A 24,682-nucleotide genomic window follows, 5' to 3' on the forward strand; every position below is an offset into this window, starting at 1 on the left:
ACACAGAAGTTTTTTAATTGTAAATTATATCATAAATGTATTTTTTTGTCAAATTCAATTATTTGTGTTAACTCGCCTTAGTTAAAGAGGATACTACAAAAACAACTCATAATGGGTTTTTTTCTCGTTTTATGAATTATTTGAATAATGATACCTAAAGTTTTCTCACCTAAAACGGTATCCGTGAATTTGATAGTTAATCTTTTCTACGTTTCAACCTACATAGAATTTATAATATGTTTTCATTTGTTTTCTTCCATAATTTCTCCTTTGAATTATACTGGCATAAATCCTCTTACATTCTTCACAACTACATTCGATTCATCAATGTCTTTTAATAAATTCAATCACTTTGCTAAATGCTTCCTGTGCTGACTTTACATGATAGTTTGGAGAATACTGGTCACTAAACCCGTGTAACCCATTAAATTTATGTACCTCGACCATCTTTTTCTCTTCAAAGCAGGAAATTAACTCATCAACATGAAATGATCGTTCTTTTTGCGGGAAAACCAGCATTGTAGGACAATGCGGGTCTATTTCTAAATAATTTCTAATACGTGAACCATAGTATCCAACAATGCCATCGAGACTCTCTTCTTTACTGCACAACCAAGCAACAGTTGCCCCAACACTAAATCCAATCAAATATACTTTTTTATATTTATCTTTCATATCTAATAATAGACGTTTTATTATATCTGATGCCTTCTTAAACCCTATGTTATCCATAAAGTGAAGATAAGCTGCTTTCTCATGAGAATAATCAAAAGATGTATCTTTGTTTAATAAATTTGGACAAATGACATCAAAACCTTTATTAGATAACAAATGACAAATATTCTTCATATGCTCGTTTATTCCATAAATTTCATGTATGACGATAATGACAGTTTGTGAATCATTATTTATGATTATTATTTACACCTCCCATTGACCTTCTACTCCTATTCTACAAATAATACCAAAATAAAATGGTTTATTATTAGTAAAAATCAAACCATCTACTGTTGAAGTTTCACCTTGTTCTTTTCAATTTTCATTTTCAAAATTATGTAAATATGGTAAATTCATTTATATTCATTAGGGGGAGACATATGGAAAATATCATTAAGATCACTTATAAAAAAGACGCAATCATTAAAGCAGAGGAACTATCGATCCTATTCAAATCGTCAGGTATTAAAAGACCTGTTAATGATTTAGACAGATTACAACGAATGATAGAAAATGCTGACGTTCTCATCACAGCTTGGGACAATGGCAAACTCGTTGGGATTGCCAGAGCGATTACAGATTATAGTTATTGTTGTTATTTATCAGATTTAGCTGTAAATAAAGAGTATCAAAGTAAAGGTATAGGCAAAGAACTTGTACGATTAGTTCAAGAACATATCGGTGAAGAAGCTTCGTTAATTCTTTTAGCTTCACCTATTGCAATGGAATACTATCCTAAAATTGGCTTTGAAGCAATAGACAATGGTTTTATCATTTCTAGAAAGAGGTAGTAGCTTGTTTTGTTACGGTTGCATTTATTCAATAACAGTATTTATCAAAATTTTTCACTATATATGAATAAACCGTGAAGTATATATTCATACTTCACGGTTTATAATATCATTTGAGTAGTATTCTTTCATTCAAGTAACGAGTATTATCCTATGAAACTTGCGACCCAGTCAAAGAAATAACCACTATAATTCTGGAATTAAATAAAAAAAGGCTAAGAAAAGCATTTAAAGTCCGTGCCATTCTTAGCCTTCTATTATTTAAAAATAAACAATGTAGATAACAACCACTAATAAAATACGGTAAATCGCAAATGGTACGAGCTTTATTTTATTAATCAGCTTCAAGAAAAAGCGGATTGATAATAATGCAAATACAAACGCGCTAATAAAACCGGCGATGAAAAATGGCATCGCATCAAGTGTGAAGTACTCCCAGTTTTTCAATAAGGAGATAAAACTGGCACCTGCCATAATAGGAACTGCCATAATAAACGTAAAATCCGATGCAGTACGGTGACTCATCCCTACTAAAACACCACCGGAAATCGTTGATCCTGATCTTGAAAATCCAGGCCATAATGATAGACATTGGATAAGTCCAACTGTAAATGCTTGTTTATACGTAATTTGGTCAACGGTTTCTGTCTTAGGTTGTTTAGGACCAAAAACATCTGCAATAATCATCAAAATGGCACCAACCACTAATCCAATCAATACAGTCTCAATAGAAAATAAATGTTCATCAATATAATCTTCGAAAAGCACGCCAAGTATACCGGCAGGAATTAATCCAACGATTACTTGTGATAACTTAAGGCGATTATTAGTAGCAGAAACTGATTTTTTGTTCAGTCTGCCTAAGCCTAGTAAATCGATAAATCGATTCCTAAAAACAACGACAACAGCTAAAATGGAACCAAGCTGGATGACAATTTTAAATGTGTTTGCTACATATTTGCCCAAAAACTCTTCTGATTGCAGCCACACATCATCAACAATAATCATGTGACCTGTTGATGATACTGGTGCGAATTCTGTTAATCCTTCTACCAGTCCTAAAATAATTGCTTTTATAAGCATTAGAAAATCCATTTTTATTCTCCCTTATTCATCATTCTTTTTTTAATAAAAAATACGACGGCTGCAACACCTACTAATGCAATCACCGCATAGATGATATTTGAATAAATATCCATGAATTGTACAATTTCTTCCCATGATTCACCGAATTTCGCCCCCACCGAAACAAGGATGATATTCCATACTAATGTACCAATTGTTGTAAACAGAAGAAACAGCCAAAAGTTCAAACGTGACATCCCTGCCGGAATGGAGATAAGACTTCTGATCAATGGAATGATTCTACAAACAAGGACTGTCCAGTAACCATATTTATCGAACCAATGATCTGCTCGATGAATATCTTTTTTCTTCACACGAAGGATATGCCCCCAGCGATCAACTATTTTCTCAAGTCTTTCTACATCAAGAAGATTACCAATCTTATATAAGATCACCGCTCCTACTAGTGAACCAGCGGTAGCTGACAGGATGACACCAGGGATGGTTAACTCTGTAAAATTCGTTGACATTCCCCCGAATGTAAGTATAACTTCTGATGGGATCGGTGGGAATACATTTTCCAAGGCAATTAGTAAAAATACCCCCCAATATCCAAATTGTTCAATACTATTTGTAATCCAGTTTTCCATATTAACCTCCCATAGAAATTGATTAAATCAATGACTTCCTTAATTTTCTTAGATACATTTTTCTAATAAAGTAAAAATAGAGCAGTTGTGCAAGAAAGAAACATATGAGAACTCCTATTGTTTTACCTGCAATTGATACAGTAAAATAACTTTGCAAAGCAATAAACGCAAAAATGCTGTGGACAATCGCCACAATAATTGGTACAAAAAATAGCAGCAGAAGTTGCTGTGTAACAATTTTCGTTAACTCTTGATCTGTTAACCCTACCCTCATGATCGTTAAATATTGGCGGACATCATACTCTAAATCCGCATAAAGTCTAAAATATAAGAAGCTTCCAGCCGCAATGAAAAAAACTGCCCCAATTAATAAAGCAATAAATAACATCATACTGAACAAGCTCATTTGATAATTCAGAAGTGTTCCACTAACAGTCATTGCATATGCTTGATCATCTGTATACATCACTCTGCCTTCATTTACGAGTTTCTCAAACATACCTGCTGTTTTCTTATAATCATTCATAAAAAAACCAGTAAACTGCTCTTTCTTTTCATTTATTGCAAGCTTTTCAAAAAGCTCATCATTTACGACAATCCCTTCATCTTCAACAAGCTCTCTTGGAATCGCCACATGCTTTGTGTAATCATTTCTAGTAACCTCTATTCTGCTTTGTCCCAATGTATAGTTTACCAGATTATCGTCATTTTCAAATCGATGTGTTGTCATTCCCAAAACTTCATCATATGAAGGCATCTTTTCATCAAACTCAAAACCTGCCGACATAGCGGTTTTTTTATAGTCTGAAAAAGAAATAACAGGAAGCTTGGCAGGTAAATACCATTCATTTGTTGAAGCCACATCTATATAAAGGATCGGAAACTGATAAGTTGTATACTCAATCCTATTTTTCTTTAGTTCTTTCTTAATTTGCTGCAGATGTTGTTCGTGAATCGATTGTTCATTTTTTGCAACATAACTAATCGCTGCAGGATAATCGACTTCAAATTGTTTGTTAATCACATTCATCGATGCAAGGGTCCCGACAGCACAAAAAGCAACAGTTGATACGATTGTTACCATAAAAAACATTCTAGCATTGTCTCTAAGTCGATAAGCTAAATTTGAAATGGTCAACATATTTGTTTTTTTCCGGAATAGCTGTTTATTTTTCTGTAATAATTTGATGATAAAAACGGATAATTGTGTGTAGAAAAAGTACGTTCCGATAATTGTCATTGCAATAACAGGCAGCATTCGAAATAATAAATTTTGCATTGTCGTCGTAGCTGATAAATAATAACTTGTGAGCAGTAAGACAGCTGCGATTCCTGATAAAACTGGAGATGCTTTCGGTTCTTTTTTTGGCTTTTGTCCTGCCTGAAATAAATCAATTAATTTATTGGTACGAACGAGAAAAGTTGTAAATAAAGAAATAAAAAGAAAGAGCAGCAAGAATGCACCAACCGTTAAACTTAATGCTTGAAAAGAAAAATGGAATGGTAGGGTCTCTATTTTCAAAATGGCTGAACCAAGCATTAAAAATAATTTCCCTGTTATCACTCCTGAACAGATGCCTACTAGAATTGCCCCTATCCCAATAAGCATATTCTCTAAAAAAACGAGTAAATTCAGCTGTCTCTTTGTCATACCGTGCATCATTAATATCCCAAATTCACGCTTTCGTGACTTCAAGAATGTCCCAACTGAGTAGATCACAAAAAAGAAGGAAAAAAAGTACATAATGATTTCAGCCGCGATCATTAACTGAACGGCAGCCGAATTTGTAACTCCCTTTTGGATTCCTGGATGAAAAATAAAAAGAGCATAAACAAAAAAGATCATCACAGAAAATGCACTACTTAAAAAATAAGCGGCATAAGTACGTTTGTTTCTCATTACATTTCTATAAGCGAATTGTCGAAAGGTCATGACTGTCTCCTCCCAACAATGAAAGCATATCGATAATTTTTTGGAAGAAAGTCTGTCGATTATCTCCACAAAAAATTTCATTGTAAAGCTTTCCGTCTTTTATAAAAATGACGCGATCACTGTAGCTCGCAGCGAGGGGATCATGTGTGACCATTAAAGTTGTTGCATGTTCTTCCTTATTAATAGCTGCCAGTGTTTTCATCACTTCTTTAGATGATTTCGAATCTAGATTACCAGTTGGTTCATCAGCTAGAATAAGGGATGGATTGTGAATAATTGCTCGAGCGATCGCAGTCCGCTGCATTTGTCCGCCCGAAATTTCATACGTTCTCTTTCCAAGAATTTGCTCAATCCCTAATTTTCCCGTTAGATGCTTAACCTTTCTGTTCATCTCTTCCATTCTTACTCCATCTAACGTAAGCGGCAAGACAATATTTTCTTCAACAGTTAGTGTATCTAGTAAATTAAAATGTTGAAAGACAAAGCCTAGCTCCCGCCTTCGAAATAAAGCTGTTTCTCTTCGTTTTAAATGATGAGGATTTTTACCATTTATCAAAATATCACCAGATGTTGGTCTATCAATCGTTGCTATCATATTTAGCAAGGTCGTTTTCCCGCTCCCGGATGGGCCCATAATGCCAACAAACTCTCCTTTGGCGATTGAAAAATGAATATTATCTAAAGCTTTTTGAGCAATCCTTCCTTCATATACCTTCGTTAGATGATTGACATGTAATACCGACATTTCTTTCACTCCTTGTTCATTCTAATACAATCATAACTAGAATGAAATAACTCTTCCATGTCGTTAAATTACAGTTAGCTTACATTTTTGTAAGCTACGAAAAGTGTAAGCGCCTTGATTTTCCTATGGCAAGTAAGAGCATGAAAAGGAAAGTCTGCTTTACCTTTCATACATGTGCTGCGTCCCATCGCTTTATCATGTTAAAAACTAATTCTTACCACCGTACCGGACTTACTATCAGATTCAATGTCGACGTGATGACCAAGCTTTTCACAGATTTGCTTTACTAAATAAAGCCCCATTCCTGTTGATTCCTGAAATGCTCTTCCATTTTCTCCTGTAAAATATGGATCGAAAACACGTGGTAAATCACTTTTAGGGATTCCAATGCCTTCATCAATAACTTCTAAAACCGTTTTTGTTTCATCTTTTCTTCCACGAAAAACAATTTTCCGCCCTTTTTCAACTGTATACCTTACTGCATTCGTTATAAGCTGTGAAATCACAAACGAAAGCCATTTTTCATCTGATGTAATGGTTATCGAAGGATCTATTGAAAGTTCAGGATAGACGCGATTACGGATAAAAAGGCGCTTTTGATTAGATGTTAATTCTCTTATTAAGCTATTTAAGTTAATCGTTTCCACATGAAAATCTCTTTCAAAATGATCTAATCTTGAACTGAATAAAACCATTTCAAGTCCTTTTTTAAGTCGATCAAGCTCTACATCAATCGATTCAAAAAGGTCATCATCTTCTATATCTTGAATACTTAAATGAATAACAGAGATCGGTGTTTTCATTTGATGGACCCATTGATTAATAAATTGAATGTGGTGGTCAAGTTTATGTTTGTATTTATGTAGTTCTTGTTGATAGTTTTGAATTTGTTGTCTTTGAAAGTGATGTAAACTCTCAGGCAGTGGTGCTGATTGAAGTTCAATCGATAAATCATTCAGAGAAGAGATCGGGGTAGACAATCTTTTATAAAACGATTTGTTTGTCACGAATCGATAAAAAAGATACCCCGCAAAAATACATGTACTAAGAAAACAAGCGTAAAGGATCGTTGTCTGATTTTTATAGCCATCGAGCCAGAAAATAAGAATCATAACGCCAAGTTGGACAAAATAAAAGAATGTTAAAGAGATATGATCACGAATAAATAATTTCAATCTTCATTTCCCCAATTCGTTTTAAGTTGATACCCTTTTCCCCGCACAGTTTGCAGGGCATCTTGAATGTGGTGTTGTGCTAACTTCTTTCGCACTCTTGTAATGTAAACATTTAACGTATTATCATCGACAAATACTTGATCATCCCAAATTTTCTCTAGCAGCCGTTCCCGACTGACGACCCGATCTGCTTTTTTCATCAATTCTTCAAGAATTCTTGCTTCCGTATGACTCAATTCAACTTTCCTATTCCCTTGGCGCAATTCTAATCTTTCAACATCAAGAACTAAATCATTTACCTTCAAAGTCCATCCATTTTGATTGGCTGCATATGAACCATATGCTCTCCGTAGTTGGCTCTTTATTTTCGCTAGCACAATTTCATATTCAAAAGGCTTTGTTATGTAATCATCCGCACCGTTCTCAAGTGCCATAACTTGATCCATTTTCGCATCACGAGCTGAAACAAATAAGATCGGACATGTTGATTTTTTTCTAATTTGCCTGCACCAGTAGTAGCCATCATATTTAGGAAGATTAACATCCAATAGGACAATATGTGGTTCAAACTGTTCAAATTGTTCTAATACCGTACTAAAATCAGTTACCGCATTTATCTCATATTCGTATTTTGAAAGAAAGTCCTTTAATAGAGAAACAAGTTTTGCATCATCTTCTACAATGAAAATTTTGAACATGATAGGTATCTCCTCTTATATTTGTTTATTAGTATGTATTTTATTACCAACTGTAAGTATAACGTTCTAAGAAAAATAAATCATTGGTAAAAACGATTTAGACGGCCTATCATATAAAAAGAATTTATCATTTTAGGTTAATATTATAAGTGAAAGTCCTTCATCATGCCGATGAAGGACTTTTTTTCTTTCATATTCTACCTTTTGGTCCTTCATCAAGCCGATGAAGGACTTTTCTTCTTTCATATTCTACCTTTTGGTCCTTCATCATGCTTATGAAGGACCTATTTTCTTTCATATTCTACCTTTTAGTCCTTCATCAAGCCGATGAAGGACTTTTCTTCTTTCATATTCTACCTTTTGGTCCTTCATCATGCTTATGAAGGACTTTTTCTCTTTCATATTCTACCTTTTGGTCCTTCATCAAGCCGATGAAGGACTTTTCTTCTTTCATAATTCTACCTTTTGGTCCTTCATCATGCTTATGAAGGACTTTTCTTCTTTCATATTCTACCTTTTGGTCCTTCATCATGCTTATGAAGGACCTTTTTTCTTTCATTTTCTACCTTTTGGTCCTTCATCATGCTTATGAAGGACTTTTAAGTTTAGAACACTTCAAGCAGGAACTAGCTAAATATATCGACTACTACAATCACAAACGAATTAAGGAAAAATTAAAAGGCATGAGCCCGGTACAATACCGGGTTCATGCCCAACAGGTTGCCTAATGAAATAACCGTGTCTAACTTTTAGAGGTCACTTCATGAAGGCGAGTTTTTCTTTTAAGAAATATATGATTAGTACGCTAAGCTGAATAAACCGTTAATATGTGTTAAGTAACGAATATTACTTGCTTCTTTCATTAATGATGCTGGAAGTCCTTTAAGTGGAGTTTCATTTCCACCTACGATTGCAACACCATCTTTACGTCCTAAGCTTGCAAGTGTACCTGAGTTAATTGGTGAGAACTCTTCCATTGATTTCTCATTAAAGAATGCAAATAGATTGTAACCAACAAGTTCACCCATTTGCCAAGCATTTTGCGCTGTAGGCGCATATGGACGTCCGCCGCCTGGAGGGAAGACAACTGCACTGTCACCAACGATAAATACATCATTATGTGAAGAAGATTGCAGATAACTATTAACAGTCGCACGGTTACGATCTACTGCAAGACCTGATTCTCCAACCATTGGAAGGCCTTGTACTCCACCAGTCCAAACGAATGTATTTGCAACAATTTTACGGCCATCTTTTAATTCGATTTCATTACCTGCTACATTTGTTACAGGCATACCTGTAATAAATTCAACGCCGCGTTTTTCAAGGCTTGTTGTTGCACGCTCAATTAAATGATCAGGTAAAACCGGAAGAATTTTTGGACCTGCCTCAACAAGCATGATTTTCAATTCTTTCGGATCTACGCCGTAACCTTTCGCTACTTTAGGCATATGATCAACAATTTCCCCAACTAATTCAACGCCAGTTAAACCGCCGCCGCCGATAAGAATTGTTGCATCCGCTTCATTTTTCGTTTCTGCATATGCGCGAATACGATCTTCAATATGATTGTAAATCTTATTTGCTTCCGCAACTGATTTTAATGTCATACTATTTTCTTCTAGTCCTGGGATACCAAAGTAAGCAGTCGTACTTCCTAAGCCAACAACAAGTGCATCATATGTTAAAGTTGACCCATCAGAAAGTTTTACTTCTTTGTTATCAACAGAGAAGGATGTCACTTCAGAAATTTTAAGATCAATATCTTTTCCTTTGAAAAGCTTTTCTAATGGCATAGAAATCGCTTTTTCACCAATAGTACCACCCGCAAGACGGTGTAATTCAGTAATAATTTGGTGTGTTGGGTATTTGTTTACCACAGTGATTTTTGCATCAGCTCTATTTAAATATTTACGAGCAGTAACAGCAGTTAAAAGTCCGCCATAACCTGCACCTAAAATGACGATATGTTTAGACATTGATTATCCTCCGTTCTTACTATTCAAATTGTTAAGTATTATTTTGTACCACGTTCGTTAGAAATTTGTAAATAAGCATTTACAAAACGGAATAGCTTTTGTGCTTGTGGATCTTTTAACATTTTTAATAAACCGAATAAACCGATCACTTCGTTGCTTTCCTCTGCACGATCCTTCGCTTCAATAGCAGTAGCTGCTACATTTTTAACAGAGTGTGTTACAGGCTCTAGAAGCTCTGTAATCGCTCCAACTGTATCATTTTTTAATACTTCATCTGTTGAAACAGATTGAACGAAATCATAAGACTTTGTTAAAACATTAACAAGTTCAGTCAATTTTGGAAGCTGTTCAACTAATGTAGTTAAAGACTCCTGAACCTCAGGTTTTAATAACTGATCAAGGAGTTCTTGATTAGCTGACAAGCTTTGTGAAACTTGTTCAGGTTTTGTTTGTGTATTTGTTTCTGACATATCCAATTCTCCTTTACATATGTAATACTGAATGATTAGTGGGATATAAAAAGCCGCTTTTTCTATTATAACTCAATTTGTTATCCTGGACTATTCGAATTTTTTTAAAATATTATCGGTTTATCTAAGAAATCCTTTAAAATGCTTTAAAAATCACCATCTTTGTGATTAAGTACACAATTTAAAGTATCATTAGAATAATTTCTTATGTTTAGTTTTTACTGAAAAAATACAAATTATGATGATAGGTTTAAAATATTTATTCTACAACCTATTAGTAGAATTTTAATAAAATAACTTGCCTTAATATTATGATATCTTAGAAATGAATTACCTTTTCAAAGGAGTGCATGGATATGAGTCAAAAAGAATTTATGCAAATGGCCATCGAGTTAGCTTATGACAATACGAAAAACAAAAAGGGTAAACCATTTGGGGCACTCATTGTTAAAGATGGAAGGATTGTTGCAAAGGGGGTAAACGATGTCCTCGAAACACATGATCCTACAGCACATGCTGAACTTCAAGCTATCCGTGAAGCTTGTCGTATCCTTACTAAAACTGACCTTTCAGACTGTGAGCTTTACGCAAGCGGTGAGCCTTGTCCGATGTGTTTAAGTGCCATTTACTGGGCAAATATTCAACATGTTTATTATGCATTTACTGCTGAAGACGAGGAAGCGGCCGGGTTAGGAACGAAATATGTTTATCAGCAAGTAAGTCTTCCAAAAGAAGAACGAGATATTAAATTAATTAAGCTGAACAACCTTATACCAGAGAAAGACCCATTTGTTCTTTGGAAAGAAAGGAACGATTAAGTTGCATATTCCTTTCTTGTCACATCTCATGCAGAAGAAGATGCTAGTTATACCGGAATGGCTGATCGTATTTATTGGCTGCAGCCTTTTGCTTCAGGGATGTGTTTCAAATGAGAGTGGAGAGGCCAACAAGCAGGCAAAGGAGCGAGAAATCGTGAGTGAAGAAATAAATGAACAGCTACTTCAAGCAGCAGAACATGGAGAAACTGATAGGATAAAAACCCTCATTAAGAAAGGCGCAAATATAAATATCCAGGACTCACAAGGACGTACTGCGGCCATGATTGCGACATATAACAATGATAGAAAGACGGCCAATGTCCTTATTGAGGCTGGGGCTGACGTAAACATCCAGGATGACATGAAAAACAACCCCTTCCTATATGCTGGTGCAGAAGGATTTATCGAGATTCTGAAGCTGACAATTGCTGCCGGTGCTGATCCCGCCATTACAAACCGATATGGAGGCACTGCTTTGATCCCAGCGTCAGAGCATGGCTATGTAGATGTTGTGAAAGAGCTTCTTACCAATACTGAGATTGATGTAAATCATGTGAATAACCTAGGTTGGACTGCTCTAATGGAAGCCATTATATTAAATAATGGCAACGAAACACAGCAGCAAACGGTGCAATTGCTGATCGAACATGGAGCAGATGTGAACATTCCAGACAAAGAAAATGTGACTCCTTTACAGCATGCACGTGAAAAGGGCTTTAAAGAAATAGAAGAAATATTGTTAAAAGCAGGAGCAAAATAAAAAAATTGTGGGAGTTAAGGTTGCAACTAATAAACAGTTTCAGTTAGATAGTGTGAATGCTTGTACACAGAAAACCAGCTTTCTTTCAAAGCTGGTTTAAAATCTGTAATGAACGGATCTCTTGTTTTGTCTCAAAGGTTCCTAGCTGATAAATTTTTTCATATAGATTTTTAATCAAATGATGCTGTTCTTCACGTGTTTTTATCCCGTTTTCTTCATTTAACGATGTAATAATCGGTTTTGGATCATATTCTGTTCGTTTGATCTCACGCAGGATATTCGCTATTACCTGTATTTGCTCCTTTGTAGCTTCGATTTCATAATAGTGCAGATGGTCATCCAATTTGGATTCTTGGATATCCTCGGCTTCAACAGAAACATAATATGTCTTAGTCATTTTAAATGCCTCCCAACTTTGACAGCTTATTTTAGACCACAAAAGCGCAAGCGACTTGAACAGTATAAGACAATAAGAGATCCAAATCGCTTATTCCCGACTTATGCAGGATCAGGTAATTACTTATATAAAGGAATCCCAATCCTTAGTTTGTTTCTGGATTTTTATTTTCGTCATCTACACTGTCCTTTTCTTCACCATCGCTAGGACCATTGTCTTGATCGACCCCATCACCTACACCGCTTTCTTCCAACTCTTTCTGTGCATCATTGACATCATTTTCTAATCCTTCTTTCACCTCTTCATTTTCGTCTACTTCATCCTTTTGTTCCCCATCACTCACACCATTGTCTTGGTCCACACCATCACCACAGCCTGCTAATACACTGAATGATAAAGCAGCAGCCATTCCACCGACCATAAATTTTTTCTTCCAATTACTATCCATTGTTAATTCCCCCTTCTCAGGTTATGTTATGTAGGTTTTACCCCGCAAGAATCGACTTTAAACAAACATGTAATTGTCCTAAACATAAAAAGGCGGATTCTAATAACTCGTTTTATAAATGATAAGGCGGGTATGTACTAAATGTGAGTGATTCATAATAAAGGAGGAGTTTCAATGAAAGTTGCTGAAGTTATGACAACAAATGTTGATAGTTGTACACCTGAAAATTCGTGTAAAGAAGTTGCCGAAAAAATGAAAGAACTAGAAGTAGGAGCTATTCCAATTTGTGAAGACGGAAAATTAGTAGGATTGATCACCGATCGTGATTTAGTCATAAATGGAATAGCCAATAACCTTTCAAGTGAATCGACCGTTTCTAAATTAATGACAAATGATGTCGTCAAAGGAACGAAGGATATGTCTGTTGAGGAAGCGGCAACGATCATGTCACAGCAACAAATTCGTCGACTTCCAATTGTGGAAGGGGATAAATTAATTGGAATCGTCTCTCTTGGTGATTTAGCAGTTAATAATCAGTCAAATGATAAAGCAGGAGATGCCCTTCAAGATATTTCAGAGCCAGCTGAACCTAATAAATGAGTTTTTTAAGTATTAACTGACACGGATTTTTTGTGTAATAATATGTGTTTGTTTTAAATCTTCATTTCTTCATTCTAAGATAATAGAAAAGGGAACTTCTTGGTGACGGGTCGTTCTCTTTCTTTATTTGTTTACCTACTTGTTCTCCTCCACGAAAGACTGCAGATACTACTATTTACTTTCAGTTGGGCCAATAAGAAAAAGCGATTCTTGAGAATCGCTACCCTATCATACGAAGCTGCTTATTAAAACATTTTTTTAGATTCTCTTTTTTACATCTTCCCTTATTAATTCAATCGTATGATCAGATAAATTCGCAGGAAGTGACGTACCCTCCTTAAATATCCAGGCATTAACGATTTCAAGGTCTGCTTTTTTAAACGTAATGCTATACTCTTCATTTTGGTGAGTAAAGTCTGCTGTCACAAATTCCTCACCATCAAATTCATCATCAATAATCATGTTATTTATTTTATATGGCTCCACAATAAATCTCCTCGTTTATCATTCTTATCTTTATAGTTGACTTTAAATTTATGTTTATTCACTTTTTTCAACCAGCATGTCCTAAAAATACTTGCTGACTTCCCCAAGTGTCATTCTCCTTTAGCATTTTTTTACGTTCTTTAACAAGGAATATGGCGATAGAGTCTATGCTAAAGCAGGAATTTCAAGATGTTTTCATGAATATTACGTTAGTTATTATATAAGCAGGTATAATGAAAGGATGATTTTGATGGAGACGCTAAAAGTGATTCGGGTACCGATTCCTTCGCCAACGTTAAAGCCATATACGACAACGAATTGCTACTTAATCGGAAATAAGCAGGAATGCATCTTAGTTGATGCCGGATATGATCAAAAAGAAACGAAAATAGAATTAGTAAGAGCCATTAAGGAAAACGAACTTGCAACACCAGCTTCCATCATTCTTACACACTCACACCAAGACCATGCACCAGGTGTACGGCAATTAAAGGAGTGGAACCCTGTTGTTTTTTGTCATTCTTTTGAAAGACAAGAAGTCCTTGCTTCTATTTCACCTTTACGAGAAATAAAGTTTTTAAATGATACCGAAATCATCAAGGTCGCAGGCGAGGAAGTGATAATTTTGCATGCTCCAGGTCATACTTCTGGACAATTAAACCTCTATCTTCCATCACAACAAGTTCTTATTGCTGGAGATAATATCGTAGCCCAAGGAACATCATGGATCGGTCCGCCAGATGGAGATATGTCTGACTACCTTCAAACATTGCAACGCTTAAAACAATTGACATTAAAAAAAATAGGACCAGGTCATGGTGATTGGGTTTTAAAGCCATATGAACATATTGAATTTGTTATAAATCGCCGGTTAGATCGTGAAAATCAAATTAAATCACTTCTAAAGGAACATAAGGATTTAACGTCTGATCAATTGAGTGAAATGATTTATAAAGAGAACGTTCACCCTAAGGTATACAATGTTGCAAAAAGAACGACAGAGGCACATCTCATCAAGCTGATGAGAGAAGGTGCTGTCAGATTACAGAATTCTGCTTATTCTTTACGCTCTTAAAAAGTTGACTGTTTTTCACCTTTGGATCTCAGGCATCATTAATAAGCTGCCGTTTACATAGTTCTTAATCGTTTTGAGGGCAAGAACTGTGGGAGCAGCCAATGAAATCTTTCCACTCTGAAAAGCTGATAATGCTTCATCTGGATAAAACCAGAAAGCTTTCTCAATTTCATATAAATCCGGTTTTGGGGATTGATCTTTCGGCAGCTGAGCAAGAAAAAAACGTGTATCGAAGCGAATAGGACTCTTTTTGGGTGATGTGAGGTGCCCAAAGTAGGTTAAAGCATTAATATTTAAATAAAGACCCTCTTTTTTTAACATTGATACAAATGATATTTCTCTATTTATCAGCTGTCGACGGTAGGTTATTTCTGTTTCTTCATTCATTCGTACAGCAGATCCCTCGTTATTGACACAAAGTAAAATACCTACTTCTTCAAACAATTCCCTTGCAGCTGCTACATAAAATGCATGATCAAATGAGACATCCCGTTTTTCATTCAGGCTAAACTCACATTCTTGTATATAGTCATCTTTGTCTACTGTACCACCTGGAAATACATAATAGCCGCTTAAAAATTTCATCGTTACTGGCCTTTTCGTTAAATAAATTCTGGACATATCATCCATTAACACTACTGTTGCAGCTGGTTTAGGATTAACTGTCATCTTTTCCCTCCTTATTCTACCTGCGCTATTCATTGAATAAAAATATTTCTATCCATTTACATATTTTCTTATCTATATATATTCATTGTTTAATTGAATTTTCCTTTCTTCTACTAAAAAAGTACTTTCGCCTATAATTGTTAGTAAATTTGTTCAAAAAAAAAAAGAGAGTATGATTATGTATAACTCTCTTAACAAATACGTATTTAAATTTTCTTCACATAGCTTTAGTAGATTTACAAGAAATCCTTCTATTAGGTAAGACATTTAATAAACATTTGTTTTCAGTTTACCTATTAAAGATTAGATGGTTGAAAAAAAGCTTCATATGCTTTACGCGGATCCGCAAACCAATTTGCGACCTCATCGGCAATCATTTGGTTTTCTGCACCCCCTAACAGCATTTGAATAACATGCTGTGGAAGGTCCTTAGTCATTGCATTTGTCCATTCTGTCACTTCTTTTACATATGCTTTTGTTTGATCCCAATATGCCTCACCCACTCGGATATCCCAGTTTGAATCTTTATATTGTATCAACGTTTCGTACAATTTTTCAGCACAATATGATGAAAGATTACACCCTTGGCCAGTAATGGGATCATTAAGAAAAACACTATCTCCACATCCAACTACTAGTTTATTTTTAAAGGTTACGTAAGGTTTCCTAATGACAGGTTTAATGGCAACCTGAAGGAAGGCATTATCATCAGCAAGAGCAAACATATCTTGTTCGATCCGTTCGTGGATGTCTTGGAAATATTCCCTTGTTACATTTTTCATTTGATGTGTAAATGCGTTTTTGTTATTCATCTTTTTAAATACATCTAACTCTCTGTCTGGAATTGCCATAAGAAACAATATCGTAACAGATCCATGTTCTGTTAGTGCAGGAATTTCAAACATCTCCCCTATTCCAGGCAGGACGGTTACGCTAACACCTAGTGGTTGATTTGGCTTGACTCCGAAAAAATAACCTACGATACATTTTCTTTGCGGCACTTGGAAAGGGGAAAGCTCACTTTCTATAGGAAATGGAAAAAGAGGACCCGATTTCCCTGTACAATCAATCAGTAAATCAAACTCAGCTACGAAACTTTCAATTTGTTCTTTATGTACTCTTAGATGACGAAATGAGACTCCCTTTGTTTCAAGATCCTTCATACCTTGTGAAAAGTAGAGACGCTGGTCAACAGATAATGCCGGCTCTTTTAGCTTTCCAACAAATAGTTTTTGATTCCCAATCGTCATATGGATACTGTTAAGAAGCGTCGTATCTTCCCATTTTGGCATGTTAAAGCGATTTTCTCGATTTCTTGTAGAGCCGAAGTGTACTTGGGTTGACAGTATTCGGCCATTTTGGATCTTATCAGAAGAGTTTGCGTGAACAACCGTCACATCAAATTCTTCTTTTAAAGAATAAGCTAGCTGTAAGCCTGCTGTGCCACTGCCTATAATACATATTTTCCTTTTCAAGAGCCTCTCCCCTTTAAATGAAATTGGTATTTTCTGACTTATATAGTCTAAAAGAAAATAACTTATGTAGTAAATGAGACGATTTATTTAATTTCGTTGTATTGCTGTCTAAGTCAAAAGATCCCTTTATTGAATGCTATAGGTCATGATTAAAAAGACCAATCCGTTTATGAATTGGCCTGCTTACTCGTATGCATTTTTTAGTTAAGAGGAAACAGCCTTTTGCGTAATCAGTTTTTGGCTTTTTTCCCGATGATAAACAGCGTTAATTTCTCCACCTAACACAAAGGTGAGTCCTGTCAGGAAAAGCCATAGCATGAGGACAATGACTCCGCCTAAGCTTCCGTAAGTAGCGGTATAATTCCCGAAATTACTGACATAAAATGAGAAGGCAATTGAACCGACCAGCCATAATAAAGCAGCAAAAACAGCTCCAGGTATCACATGCTTCCACGGAAACCGTTTATTTGGTGCAACAAGGTATAAAGTCATTAAAAATCCGATGATGACAATGCCAGCAATTCCCCAGCGTAAAATCGTAATGATCACCTCAAATTGCTCAGAGACTGGAATAAAGGATTGAACAAAATCAAAGATCACTTGTCCAAAAATTGGAAAAACAAGGGCAACAACAATGGATAAAATCAATCCAAGCGTCAAGAAGATTGAAATTAATCTAATTTTAATAAATGATCTTGTCTCCTCAACATCATAGGCAATATTCATTGCCCTGATAAAAGCATCCATCCCGCTTGATGCAGACCAAATCGTTCCGATAATACCAAATGTTAGTAATCCCCCACTTTCATTACTAATAATAGTGAGAATATTATCCTTGATCAGCTGAGCCGTTTCTGGTGCTAAGACATTATCCATGAAAGCTAATGCTTTATTAGGATCAATATTCAAGTATGGAACAATCGAAACTAATAAAATTAACATTGGGATCAGAGAGAGAAAATAATAATAAGCTTGCTGGGCAGCTAAGCCTGTCACCCTGTCCTCTTTAAATTCTTTTATCATTTTCTTGCCGTAAAGAAGAATTGTATCCTTCAAAGCAATCACCTCATTTATTCATCATTGTATGTTTTTCTGTTCCCTTATTTGAGGCAGATTAATCTCTGTTTGAAAAATTTATTAATTACTTCCATGCACTTATAAGACTTACCTCTGACCTCAAGTTACTTTTCTAAGAGATTATAGCTTGTAAAACGAAAACTAATTAAGGTTGATGGGAGCAGATTGCGAGACTCCTGCGGGAGCAGCGGGACAGGTGAGACCCCGCAGGCGTTTACGCTGAGGAGGCTCACCGCCCGCCCCGCGGAAAGCGAGCATCTGGAGCGTAAATCAACCACACCGAACTACTTAGTAAATAGCAACAAAGTTTGCGAAAACAGCCTTGTATAAAAACAATCGCTTGACATACAACTAATTTAGGAATATATTATTCATTACTTAATGATTAACTTAGTTAACTATTAATTTACTAAAAGAAAGTTGAGAGAGAGGAATGATCTGTGGCTAATAGTGAAGAATTGTTCGAGGTCTCCACAAAGTTCAGCATGTTTATTAAAGGAATATCCCATGAGTGGAATAAAAGAGGTTATAAACTGAATATCACACAGTTTAAATTACTCTATAAATTGGAGAAGGATGGTCCACAGAAGGTTTCTGAGCTTGCTCAAGCAATATACATTACTCCAGCTGCCGTAACAGGTGTAACAGACCAACTACTAGCAGAGGAATATGTGAAAAAAGAGCGTTCAAGTATAGATCGCCGAGTCGTAGACATCACCATCACTTCGAAAGGAAAAGCAGCGATTGAAGAAATTCTGAAGGATCAAGAAAAATTGATGCATATGCACTTTAGAAAGCTTTCAGAGGAAGATATCCAACATTTAAAAAGAATTTTTACAATCTTAAATTCAAACATTTAATCAAAATTTCATTATGGAGAAGAGCGAGAAAATGGAACATTTATCAGCGAAAAGAAAAGTATCGATCATGATTGCGATTATGGCTGCCATGTTTTTTGCGGCAATCAATCAAACGATCACTAGTACGGCAATGCCTCGTATTATTGCCATTCTAGATGGTATGGATTATTATACATGGACGATAAATATATATTTATTAACATCAACAATAGCCACAGTGCTTGTTGGAAAGCTTTCTGATATGTACGGACGAAAACCCTTTTTATTAATCGGGATTTTGTTATTTATGTTAGGTGCTTTCTTAACAGGGACTTCATCTGACGTTTATCAGTTTATTTTATATCGAGGGATCCAAGGGATTGGTGCAGGGATTATCCAATCATCTGCATTTACAGCTGTAGGAGACTTATTTCCACCACGTGAACGTGGCAAATGGATGGGATTATTAACAGCTGTATTTGGATTCTCTAGTGTACTTGGGCCATTATTAGGCGGCTATTTAGTCGATCATTTAGATTGGCATTGGTTATTCTGGATTTTCCTTCCGGTTGGTATTGTAGCATTTGTTATGATTATGATGCTCTTTCCAAAAGTTCAGCAAAAGAATGTTCAAAGTATCGATTACTTAGGTTCCCTATTTATGACAACAACCATTGTCCCTTTATTGCTTGCTTTCTCTTGGGCTGGTACCGAATACGAATGGGCATCCTTTCAAATTATCGGACTTTTAATTGCTTCACTTCTTTCAGCATGTATCTTTGTTTTTGTAGAATCAAAAGCAAAAAATCCAATCTTGCCACTTCACTTGTTTAAAAACAATGTCGTGACAATCTCAAACTTAATTGGTTTTATTATGAACTTCGGTATGATGGGTGCAATGATTTATCTCTCATTCTTTGTTCAAGGGGTATTAGGAATTTCACCTACTTATGCTGGATATGTAACAATGCCAATGTCGATTGTGATGGTTTTTGCAAGTGCAATGACTGGTCAAATGATGGCGAAAACTGGCAAATATAAACGCTTTGCAATGATTGGCGTTCCAATCATGATTGCAGGTATGGCGATCATGATCTTTATGGATAATGTCGCAATGGCTGTAACAAGCATGATTGTATTTGGGATAGGACTCGGATTAGGTATGCCAGTGTTCTCACTTGCCACTCAAAATGCTGTATCACATGAAGAATTAGGGGTTGCTACTGCATCTTCTCAATTATTCCGTAATCTTGGTGGGACAATTGGTGTTGCTGTAATGGGGACAGTTATGTCTAATAATTTGGCTACTAATCTTAAAGAGTCCATGCAATCATCTTCGGCAGCAACTCTTACTTCCTTAGATCCAAAAGTCACAGAACAAATGGTTGCATTTGCAAATCCTCAAGCATTAATGAACAAACCATTGCTTGAAAAAACACAAGAAAGCTTACCAGCAGACGTCCAACAGATTTTCATTCAAATGATTGATAGTATTAGAGATGCTTTAGGTCAAACATTATCAACTGTTTTCTTAACAGGTACTCTTGTTCTTGTTGCAGCCTTTATTCTTGTTTTCTTTTTAAAGGAAATCCCTTTGAGAACAAGTAATGAAGTGACGGAAAGTACAGTGCGTAATGATGATGAGAAGAAATCCCTGCAGTTTGGTAATTAGGAGTTCTCGTTGTTACGATAATCGGTAACCTTAAAAAGGATTTCAGACATGTCACTCGTAAAGTTTCAACCTGAAAAAGACGATTCTTTCTGATAAGTAAAGGGTTCCGTTTTGAGGTGCTTTTCCGAAAAATCGTGCCGAAATGACACTAGTTTTGACATTGATAATGGTTTATAAAAAAAGCAAAACTCGCCACAGTATTGGCGAGTTTTCTTTATTAAAAATACCGGATCCTTATTGAACTAAAGCTACCCTTTAGCCGCCCATGCAGCGCAAAAATCAGCGCTGCACCACAGAGAATGAAAATGGTCTAGAACCGTCAATACTGATTTTACGGCTGGGAGAGGAAGGTCGATAAACTATGGTGCGTTAGAGCCCACCCTTTAGTCTGACTCCTTCGACCACGGTGCACCACTGACTGTTGCTCCCTTGCGGAAGCACTCATAGTAGATTAATCCCTGTTCTGGTTGTTGCACCAGCCTCCACTAATAATATGTCGTAGAGAGGAAAATTAAAATGGATGTAATCATTGAACGAGCATGTGGGATGGACGTTCATAAAGACTCTATCACCGCATGTATTCTTACACCAGAAGGAAAGGAGATTCAAACTTTTTCAACGAAAACCGTGTTTTTGTTAAAACTACTAGACTGGATTAAGGAACACAATTGTTCTCATGTTGCCATGGAAAGCACCAGCGTATACTGGAAGCCAATTGTGAATTTACTAGAAAGTGAGGGAATTGAATTTTTAGTAGTCAATGCACAACACATTAAAGCTGTTCCTGGACGGAAAACTGATGTAAATGATGCTGAGTGGATTGCGAAGCTTCTTCGTCATGGATTAATAAAAGCTAGCTATATTCCCAATCGAGATCAAAGAGAATTACGAGAATTAGTTCGATACCGTAGAAGTATCATTCAAGAACGGGCGAGACAACAAAATCGAATCCAAAAAGTGTTAGAAGGTGCTAACATTAAACTGGGTTCAGTTGTGTCACAAATTAAGGGTGTTTCCGCTATGGAGATGCTTCGTGCGATTGCTGATGGAGAAGATGATCCCGTAAAGCTCGCAAGCTTCGCTCGCAGAACATTGAAAAAGAAAAAAGAGGAACTAGAGTTAGCATTACGAGGCTACATTAGCCCTCATCAGCGAATGATGCTTAAAACAATTATCACTCACATTGATTTTCTTACAGATCAAATCGAGAAGGTTGATAATGAAATTGCAGAAAGAATGAGTTCTTATCAAGATGACGTTGAACGTTTAGATTCAATTCCAGGTGTCGCTACCCGTATGGCAGAACAGATTCTAGCTGAGATTGGAACTGATGTTAAAAATCAATTTCCAAGCGCTGCTCATATGTGTTCTTGGGCAGGGTTAGTTCCAGGACAAAACGAAAGTGCTGGTAAAAGAAAATCTTCCAAAACTAAGAAAGGGAATAAATATTTAAAATCAGCCTTACAAGAAGCAGCTCACTCAGTAAGAGGATCTAAAAACTACCTTGGGGCATTGTATCGACGTACAGCTGCCCGCAAGGGTACAAAACGCGCTGCTATTGTTGTCTCTCATGCCATATTGCGAATATGTTACTATCTTTTAACACGAAAAGAAATGTATGTAGACTTAGGTGAAGACTACTTTGATAAACAAAGAGCACAATCAATTGTACGTCATTCGCTTCGTCGTCTTGAAAGCTTAGGCTACACCGTTTCGCTGACAGAAACAGAAGCATCCTGATCCAGTCTAAAGATTAGCTTTTTAATAGCCTATGAATCAGGCGCTCTCCTTTTTTAAAAATGAATGAGCTGCGTCTTCTTTAGTATTGCCTTCTTTTCTTCCTTACATAATTTAATTTTCATAGTAGCTTAATAATTTAGGTATCTGCCAATTTTTCTTTCCACCATTTGTATAAGCTTCTTTAGGACTACTTGTAACATATATTACGGGTGTATAGATATAACTAGTAGGCTTTTCATTTCTTCATTTATGTTGTCCAGCTAATCTCTTAAAAACAAAAACTGTGATTTGGGTTGGGAGTTAGTAAGAACTTGTAACCAGTATATTTGGAAAAATATATAAAAGGAGAACAAAAAATGGTAACTTTTAACTTTAGAGGTTTTCCCTTTAATATCAATGCATTTCAACCACCTACTTTTGGAGGTTTTGCTGATGCCTTTGTCAAACAATTGTTCAGAAACCATAAGTGACACACAATCTGCTCTATGTGGAGCAATAACTAATACTCTAACCGCCCCTCAGATAATTTGTTCTAATGAAACATTTGTTATTAACCTTATCACCTTGATTAATGTTGCTTGTGGACCAGGTTTTGCTGGTGGTTTTACAATAGATCAAATATTTGCACAAATTTTAACTGGAAATGCGACTTTTACAGGGAATGTAGTTCCTGGTGAAATCCCACCTTCTGACGTTTTTCTAGCAGATCCACCCAATATTATACAGATTTCTTATGATGATGCGATTTTTGAAGTAGGACCGGGCGAATCAATAGTTAGAACGTTTGATCCTTTTGTCGGGATTGAAGTAGTTGCATCAGCAACCATTATCGAAGAACCGATCATTATTGAATTAAGTGTGACTGGACAATCATTTCTTGATACCGGTTGCACTTGTGGCCCTAACTTTGATGGCTATATTATTAATCACTCGTTGGAGCTTTTATTAGTTCCCTCCACTCATCCATGTTGTACACCGACCATCACTTGTCCTGACGATATCACTGTTTTCAATGATTCAGGTACAAGTGGAGCATTTGTCAACTTTCAAGAACCTATAGTAAGCGATAACTCTCCTGGTGTTACGGCTGTGTGTACACCAGAATCTGGATCCTTCTTTCCCCCTGGTACAACAACAGTCACTTGTACCGCAACAGATGCATCTGGAAACATCAGTACTTGTTCGTTCAACGTAAGGGTGATTGTAGACCCTTGCCGATTTTTTAGTGGTAGATGTAGACGAAGAAGAGGATAATGATTAAACAATTTTTCCTTTACATTGCTAAACATAAATACAATCTAAAAATCTGTATACACGGTTGACAAATATAAACCATATCGAATTTACAAAAACGCCAACCCTTTCACTACTAAGTGCTTGGCGTTTCTCACTTCTTATTTTTTGTATTGATGAATCTATTTATTTGCTTCTGAAGAAACCAAAGGGAGACTTAAAAACATTCGATATTAATGCCCATGTTAAATAAAAATCAAATACCGCTCTTAGGCTAAACTGCTCCGTTAGTTAAAGAAGGGGGGCAGAATACCGGTAAAGTAAACGACACTGAAATTGACAGTAGTTTTGACCTTATTTTTTAATTGTACAATACTTATTGTCCGTCATAAAAATAGATGTCAATTGCTATGTCAATAATCATTAAAAACTCCCAAATTCCTTGTTAAATAAAGGAAATGACGTATGCCAATTCATACGTCATTTCCTATGTCTTTTATTAAGAAAGCACCTGAAAACGAAACCCTTTAATTCTGATATGGGAATCGTCTTTTTTCTTTGTTTGTTAAATAAGAAAACACTTTTATAAACTTCACGTTAAAAAAGACACTGGTTTAGTTCATTATTTCTTTATCTTTTGCAATAACAACGCGAATCAATTTAATGTAAAAATTACCAATTAATTGAAGGGGAAATAGTATAAACGCGGAATTATTTACTATACATCCAATAGGAGGTAATTTTATGAAAAATATATTCTGGGGCTTTTTATTATGGCTTTCAGCCACATTACTTTTCCGTTTTTTTGGACAATTATTTCTAATTCCTGGCAATGAACCTTTATTGCTAACTGTTTTTATTCTGACAATCCCTTTAATTACAGCCGCAACATATCCTTACTATTACTTTAGGAAGATACCGCAATCAAAACGTATACGATCCTCAATCCAAATTGCTCTTCCAGGAATGATTTTAGATATATTTAGTATTCTTTATTTTGAAAAAGTGTTTCCAAATTTACATAGTGATTCACTACCATTATTCGCTTCTTGGTTAATGTGGGGATATAGCTTGATATTAATTTCAGGATTTCCTTTAAAAAATAAGACAACAAATAACTAGTTTCACTATGAATTCTCCTTCTATGTCAAACACGCAAAAAAGCTCTCC

26 protein-coding genes and 1 pseudogene are annotated in these 24,682 nt (G+C 35.8%); 11 read left to right on the forward strand and 16 right to left on the reverse strand.

Annotated features, from left to right (window positions below):
* Positions 1-324 precede the first annotated feature (324 nt).
* On the reverse strand, positions 325-921 hold the full coding sequence (locus GMB29_RS23690; RefSeq protein WP_136352466.1) for a dienelactone hydrolase family protein: 597 nt from the start codon (positions 919-921) through the stop codon (positions 325-327).
* 176 nt (positions 922-1,097) lie between these two features.
* Between GMB29_RS23690 and GMB29_RS23695 the strand changes: the two genes are divergently transcribed.
* Positions 1,098-1,508, forward strand: a complete 411-nt coding sequence (locus GMB29_RS23695; protein WP_196305208.1) for a GNAT family N-acetyltransferase — start codon at positions 1,098-1,100, stop codon at positions 1,506-1,508.
* 261 nt (positions 1,509-1,769) lie between these two features.
* Here the strand turns inward: GMB29_RS23695 and GMB29_RS23700 are convergent, their stop codons facing one another.
* The 7 genes from GMB29_RS23700 to GMB29_RS23730 form a co-directional block, all read right to left on the reverse strand.
* A complete protein-coding gene (locus GMB29_RS23700; protein ID WP_136352465.1) occupies positions 1,770-2,603 on the reverse strand; it encodes an undecaprenyl-diphosphate phosphatase in 834 nt (277 codons plus the stop codon).
* A 2-nt stretch (positions 2,604-2,605) separates the two neighbouring features.
* The gene (locus GMB29_RS23705) at positions 2,606-3,223 is read right to left on the reverse strand and encodes a DedA family protein (RefSeq protein ID WP_136352464.1); all 618 of its coding nucleotides are present in this window, start codon (positions 3,221-3,223) and stop codon (positions 2,606-2,608) included.
* 22 nt (positions 3,224-3,245) lie between these two features.
* On the reverse strand, positions 3,246-5,156 hold the full coding sequence (locus GMB29_RS23710; RefSeq protein ID WP_136352463.1) for an FtsX-like permease family protein: 1,911 nt from the start codon (positions 5,154-5,156) through the stop codon (positions 3,246-3,248).
* The gene (locus GMB29_RS23715) at positions 5,131-5,901 is read right to left on the reverse strand and encodes an ABC transporter ATP-binding protein (RefSeq protein WP_136352462.1); all 771 of its coding nucleotides are present in this window, start codon (positions 5,899-5,901) and stop codon (positions 5,131-5,133) included. Before GMB29_RS23715 ends, GMB29_RS23710 begins: the two co-directional genes overlap by 26 nt.
* A 200-nt stretch (positions 5,902-6,101) precedes the next feature.
* The gene (locus GMB29_RS23720) at positions 6,102-7,076 is read right to left on the reverse strand and encodes a HAMP domain-containing histidine kinase (RefSeq protein WP_136352461.1); all 975 of its coding nucleotides are present in this window, start codon (positions 7,074-7,076) and stop codon (positions 6,102-6,104) included.
* The gene (locus tag GMB29_RS23725; protein ID WP_136352460.1) at positions 7,073-7,774 is read right to left on the reverse strand and encodes a response regulator transcription factor; all 702 of its coding nucleotides are present in this window, start codon (positions 7,772-7,774) and stop codon (positions 7,073-7,075) included. Before GMB29_RS23725 ends, GMB29_RS23720 begins: the two co-directional genes overlap by 4 nt.
* Positions 7,775-8,120: 346 nt before the next feature.
* Positions 8,121-8,333, reverse strand: coding sequence for a hypothetical protein (locus GMB29_RS23730; RefSeq protein ID WP_196305288.1), 213 nt, complete (start codon positions 8,331-8,333; stop codon positions 8,121-8,123).
* Between the two features lie 43 nt (positions 8,334-8,376).
* Here GMB29_RS23730 and GMB29_RS23735 point away from each other — a divergent pair.
* Positions 8,377-8,502 (forward strand): annotated as a pseudogene (locus tag GMB29_RS23735) (IS3 family transposase); the annotation flags it as partial.
* Between the two features lie 69 nt (positions 8,503-8,571).
* On the opposite strand, the gene GMB29_RS23740 reads toward GMB29_RS23735, so the two are convergent.
* Both GMB29_RS23740 and GMB29_RS23745 read right to left on the reverse strand, forming a co-directional pair.
* Positions 8,572-9,753, reverse strand: coding sequence for an NAD(P)/FAD-dependent oxidoreductase (locus tag GMB29_RS23740; RefSeq protein ID WP_136352459.1), 1,182 nt, complete (start codon positions 9,751-9,753; stop codon positions 8,572-8,574).
* Positions 9,754-9,791: 38 nt separating this feature from the next.
* Positions 9,792-10,223: a helical membrane plugin domain-containing protein gene (locus tag GMB29_RS23745; protein ID WP_136352458.1), complete on the reverse strand. Its 432-nt coding sequence runs from the start codon at positions 10,221-10,223 to the stop codon at positions 9,792-9,794.
* A 356-nt stretch (positions 10,224-10,579) separates the two neighbouring features.
* Between GMB29_RS23745 and GMB29_RS23750 the strand changes: the two genes are divergently transcribed.
* Both GMB29_RS23750 and GMB29_RS23755 read left to right on the forward strand, forming a co-directional pair.
* Positions 10,580-11,041 carry a nucleoside deaminase gene (locus tag GMB29_RS23750; RefSeq protein ID WP_136352457.1) on the forward strand — a complete coding sequence of 154 codons (462 nt, stop codon included), beginning with the start codon at positions 10,580-10,582 and terminating at the stop codon, positions 11,039-11,041.
* 40 nt (positions 11,042-11,081) lie between these two features.
* Positions 11,082-11,801 carry an ankyrin repeat domain-containing protein gene (locus GMB29_RS23755; protein ID WP_136352732.1) on the forward strand — a complete coding sequence of 240 codons (720 nt, stop codon included), beginning with the start codon at positions 11,082-11,084 and terminating at the stop codon, positions 11,799-11,801.
* Between the two features lie 85 nt (positions 11,802-11,886).
* On the opposite strand, the gene GMB29_RS23760 is transcribed toward GMB29_RS23755, so the two are convergent.
* Positions 11,887-12,198: a hypothetical protein gene (locus GMB29_RS23760; RefSeq protein WP_136352456.1), complete on the reverse strand. Its 312-nt coding sequence runs from the start codon at positions 12,196-12,198 to the stop codon at positions 11,887-11,889.
* A gap of 145 nt (positions 12,199-12,343) precedes the next feature.
* Positions 12,344-12,646 carry a hypothetical protein gene (locus GMB29_RS23765; protein WP_136352455.1) on the reverse strand — a complete coding sequence of 101 codons (303 nt, stop codon included), beginning with the start codon at positions 12,644-12,646 and terminating at the stop codon, positions 12,344-12,346.
* A gap of 174 nt (positions 12,647-12,820) precedes the next feature.
* Between GMB29_RS23765 and GMB29_RS23770 the strand changes: the two genes are divergently transcribed.
* Positions 12,821-13,246, forward strand: a complete 426-nt coding sequence (locus GMB29_RS23770; protein ID WP_136352454.1) for a CBS domain-containing protein — start codon at positions 12,821-12,823, stop codon at positions 13,244-13,246.
* 258 nt (positions 13,247-13,504) lie between these two features.
* Here GMB29_RS23770 and GMB29_RS23775 read toward each other — a convergent pair whose 3' ends face one another.
* Entirely contained in the window at positions 13,505-13,732 is a 228-nt protein-coding gene (locus tag GMB29_RS23775; RefSeq protein WP_136352453.1) for a hypothetical protein, read from the reverse strand.
* Positions 13,733-13,982: 250 nt separating this feature from the next.
* Between GMB29_RS23775 and GMB29_RS23780 the strand changes: the two genes are divergently transcribed.
* The gene (locus GMB29_RS23780) at positions 13,983-14,807 is read left to right on the forward strand and encodes an MBL fold metallo-hydrolase (RefSeq protein WP_168733804.1); all 825 of its coding nucleotides are present in this window, start codon (positions 13,983-13,985) and stop codon (positions 14,805-14,807) included.
* 15 nt (positions 14,808-14,822) lie between these two features.
* Here the strand turns inward: GMB29_RS23780 and GMB29_RS23785 are convergent, their stop codons facing one another.
* The 3 genes from GMB29_RS23785 to GMB29_RS23795 form a co-directional block, all read right to left on the reverse strand.
* On the reverse strand, positions 14,823-15,476 hold the full coding sequence (locus tag GMB29_RS23785; protein ID WP_168733803.1) for an NUDIX hydrolase: 654 nt from the start codon (positions 15,474-15,476) through the stop codon (positions 14,823-14,825).
* Between the two features lie 296 nt (positions 15,477-15,772).
* Positions 15,773-16,951 carry a styrene monooxygenase/indole monooxygenase family protein gene (locus GMB29_RS23790; RefSeq protein ID WP_136352450.1) on the reverse strand — a complete coding sequence of 393 codons (1,179 nt, stop codon included), beginning with the start codon at positions 16,949-16,951 and terminating at the stop codon, positions 15,773-15,775.
* Between the two features lie 204 nt (positions 16,952-17,155).
* A complete protein-coding gene (locus GMB29_RS23795) occupies positions 17,156-17,974 on the reverse strand; it encodes a YihY/virulence factor BrkB family protein (RefSeq protein WP_136352730.1) in 819 nt (272 codons plus the stop codon).
* 494 nt (positions 17,975-18,468) lie between these two features.
* Here GMB29_RS23795 and GMB29_RS23800 point away from each other — a divergent pair, with 494 nt between their 5' ends.
* The 5 genes from GMB29_RS23800 to GMB29_RS23820 all read left to right on the forward strand — a co-directional run bounded on the left by GMB29_RS23800 (position 18,469) and on the right by GMB29_RS23820 (position 24,634).
* Positions 18,469-18,888 carry a MarR family winged helix-turn-helix transcriptional regulator gene (locus GMB29_RS23800; protein ID WP_136352449.1) on the forward strand — a complete coding sequence of 140 codons (420 nt, stop codon included), beginning with the start codon at positions 18,469-18,471 and terminating at the stop codon, positions 18,886-18,888.
* A gap of 31 nt (positions 18,889-18,919) precedes the next feature.
* Positions 18,920-20,539, forward strand: a complete 1,620-nt coding sequence (locus GMB29_RS23805) for an MDR family MFS transporter (protein WP_136352448.1) — start codon at positions 18,920-18,922, stop codon at positions 20,537-20,539.
* 516 nt (positions 20,540-21,055) lie between these two features.
* A complete protein-coding gene (locus tag GMB29_RS23810) occupies positions 21,056-22,279 on the forward strand; it encodes an IS110 family RNA-guided transposase (protein WP_155443939.1) in 1,224 nt (407 codons plus the stop codon).
* Between the two features lie 432 nt (positions 22,280-22,711).
* The gene (locus tag GMB29_RS23815) at positions 22,712-23,533 is read left to right on the forward strand and encodes an HYR domain-containing protein (RefSeq protein ID WP_211091278.1); all 822 of its coding nucleotides are present in this window, start codon (positions 22,712-22,714) and stop codon (positions 23,531-23,533) included.
* A 723-nt stretch (positions 23,534-24,256) separates the two neighbouring features.
* Entirely contained in the window at positions 24,257-24,634 is a 378-nt protein-coding gene (locus tag GMB29_RS23820) for a DUF5367 domain-containing protein (RefSeq protein ID WP_136358917.1), read from the forward strand.
* Positions 24,635-24,682: the final 48 nt, after the last annotated feature.

The organism is Metabacillus sediminilitoris (assembly GCF_009720625.1).
GTDB lineage: Bacteria > Bacillota > Bacilli > Bacillales > Bacillaceae > Metabacillus > Metabacillus sediminilitoris.

Coding starts and splice junctions, on each gene's coding strand:
- GMB29_RS23765 (WP_136352455.1), bottom strand. CDS start 12,646: ATGGATAGTAATTGGAAGAAAAAATTTATGGTCGGTGGAATGGCTGCT.
- GMB29_RS23810 (WP_155443939.1), top strand. CDS start 21,056: ATGGATGTAATCATTGAACGAGCATGTGGGATGGACGTTCATAAAGAC.
- GMB29_RS23820 (WP_136358917.1), top strand. CDS start 24,257: ATGAAAAATATATTCTGGGGCTTTTTATTATGGCTTTCAGCCACATTA.
- GMB29_RS23740 (WP_136352459.1), bottom strand. CDS start 9,753: ATGTCTAAACATATCGTCATTTTAGGTGCAGGTTATGGCGGACTTTTA.
- GMB29_RS23705 (WP_136352464.1), bottom strand. CDS start 3,223: ATGGAAAACTGGATTACAAATAGTATTGAACAATTTGGATATTGGGGG.
- GMB29_RS23755 (WP_136352732.1), top strand. CDS start 11,082: ATGCTAGTTATACCGGAATGGCTGATCGTATTTATTGGCTGCAGCCTT.
- GMB29_RS23730 (WP_196305288.1), bottom strand. CDS start 8,333: ATGAAAGAAAAAAGGTCCTTCATAAGCATGATGAAGGACCAAAAGGTA.
- GMB29_RS23725 (WP_136352460.1), bottom strand. CDS start 7,774: ATGTTCAAAATTTTCATTGTAGAAGATGATGCAAAACTTGTTTCTCTA.
- GMB29_RS23745 (WP_136352458.1), bottom strand. CDS start 10,223: ATGTCAGAAACAAATACACAAACAAAACCTGAACAAGTTTCACAAAGC.
- GMB29_RS23700 (WP_136352465.1), bottom strand. CDS start 2,603: ATGGATTTTCTAATGCTTATAAAAGCAATTATTTTAGGACTGGTAGAA.
- GMB29_RS23785 (WP_168733803.1), bottom strand. CDS start 15,476: ATGACAGTTAATCCTAAACCAGCTGCAACAGTAGTGTTAATGGATGAT.
- GMB29_RS23715 (WP_136352462.1), bottom strand. CDS start 5,901: ATGTCGGTATTACATGTCAATCATCTAACGAAGGTATATGAAGGAAGG.
- GMB29_RS23805 (WP_136352448.1), top strand. CDS start 18,920: ATGGAACATTTATCAGCGAAAAGAAAAGTATCGATCATGATTGCGATT.
- GMB29_RS23760 (WP_136352456.1), bottom strand. CDS start 12,198: ATGACTAAGACATATTATGTTTCTGTTGAAGCCGAGGATATCCAAGAA.
- GMB29_RS23780 (WP_168733804.1), top strand. CDS start 13,983: ATGGAGACGCTAAAAGTGATTCGGGTACCGATTCCTTCGCCAACGTTA.
- GMB29_RS23710 (WP_136352463.1), bottom strand. CDS start 5,156: ATGACCTTTCGACAATTCGCTTATAGAAATGTAATGAGAAACAAACGT.
- GMB29_RS23815 (WP_211091278.1), top strand. CDS start 22,712: ATGCCTTTGTCAAACAATTGTTCAGAAACCATAAGTGACACACAATCT.
- GMB29_RS23770 (WP_136352454.1), top strand. CDS start 12,821: ATGAAAGTTGCTGAAGTTATGACAACAAATGTTGATAGTTGTACACCT.
- GMB29_RS23750 (WP_136352457.1), top strand. CDS start 10,580: ATGAGTCAAAAAGAATTTATGCAAATGGCCATCGAGTTAGCTTATGAC.
- GMB29_RS23695 (WP_196305208.1), top strand. CDS start 1,098: ATGGAAAATATCATTAAGATCACTTATAAAAAAGACGCAATCATTAAA.
- GMB29_RS23795 (WP_136352730.1), bottom strand. CDS start 17,974: ATGATAAAAGAATTTAAAGAGGACAGGGTGACAGGCTTAGCTGCCCAG.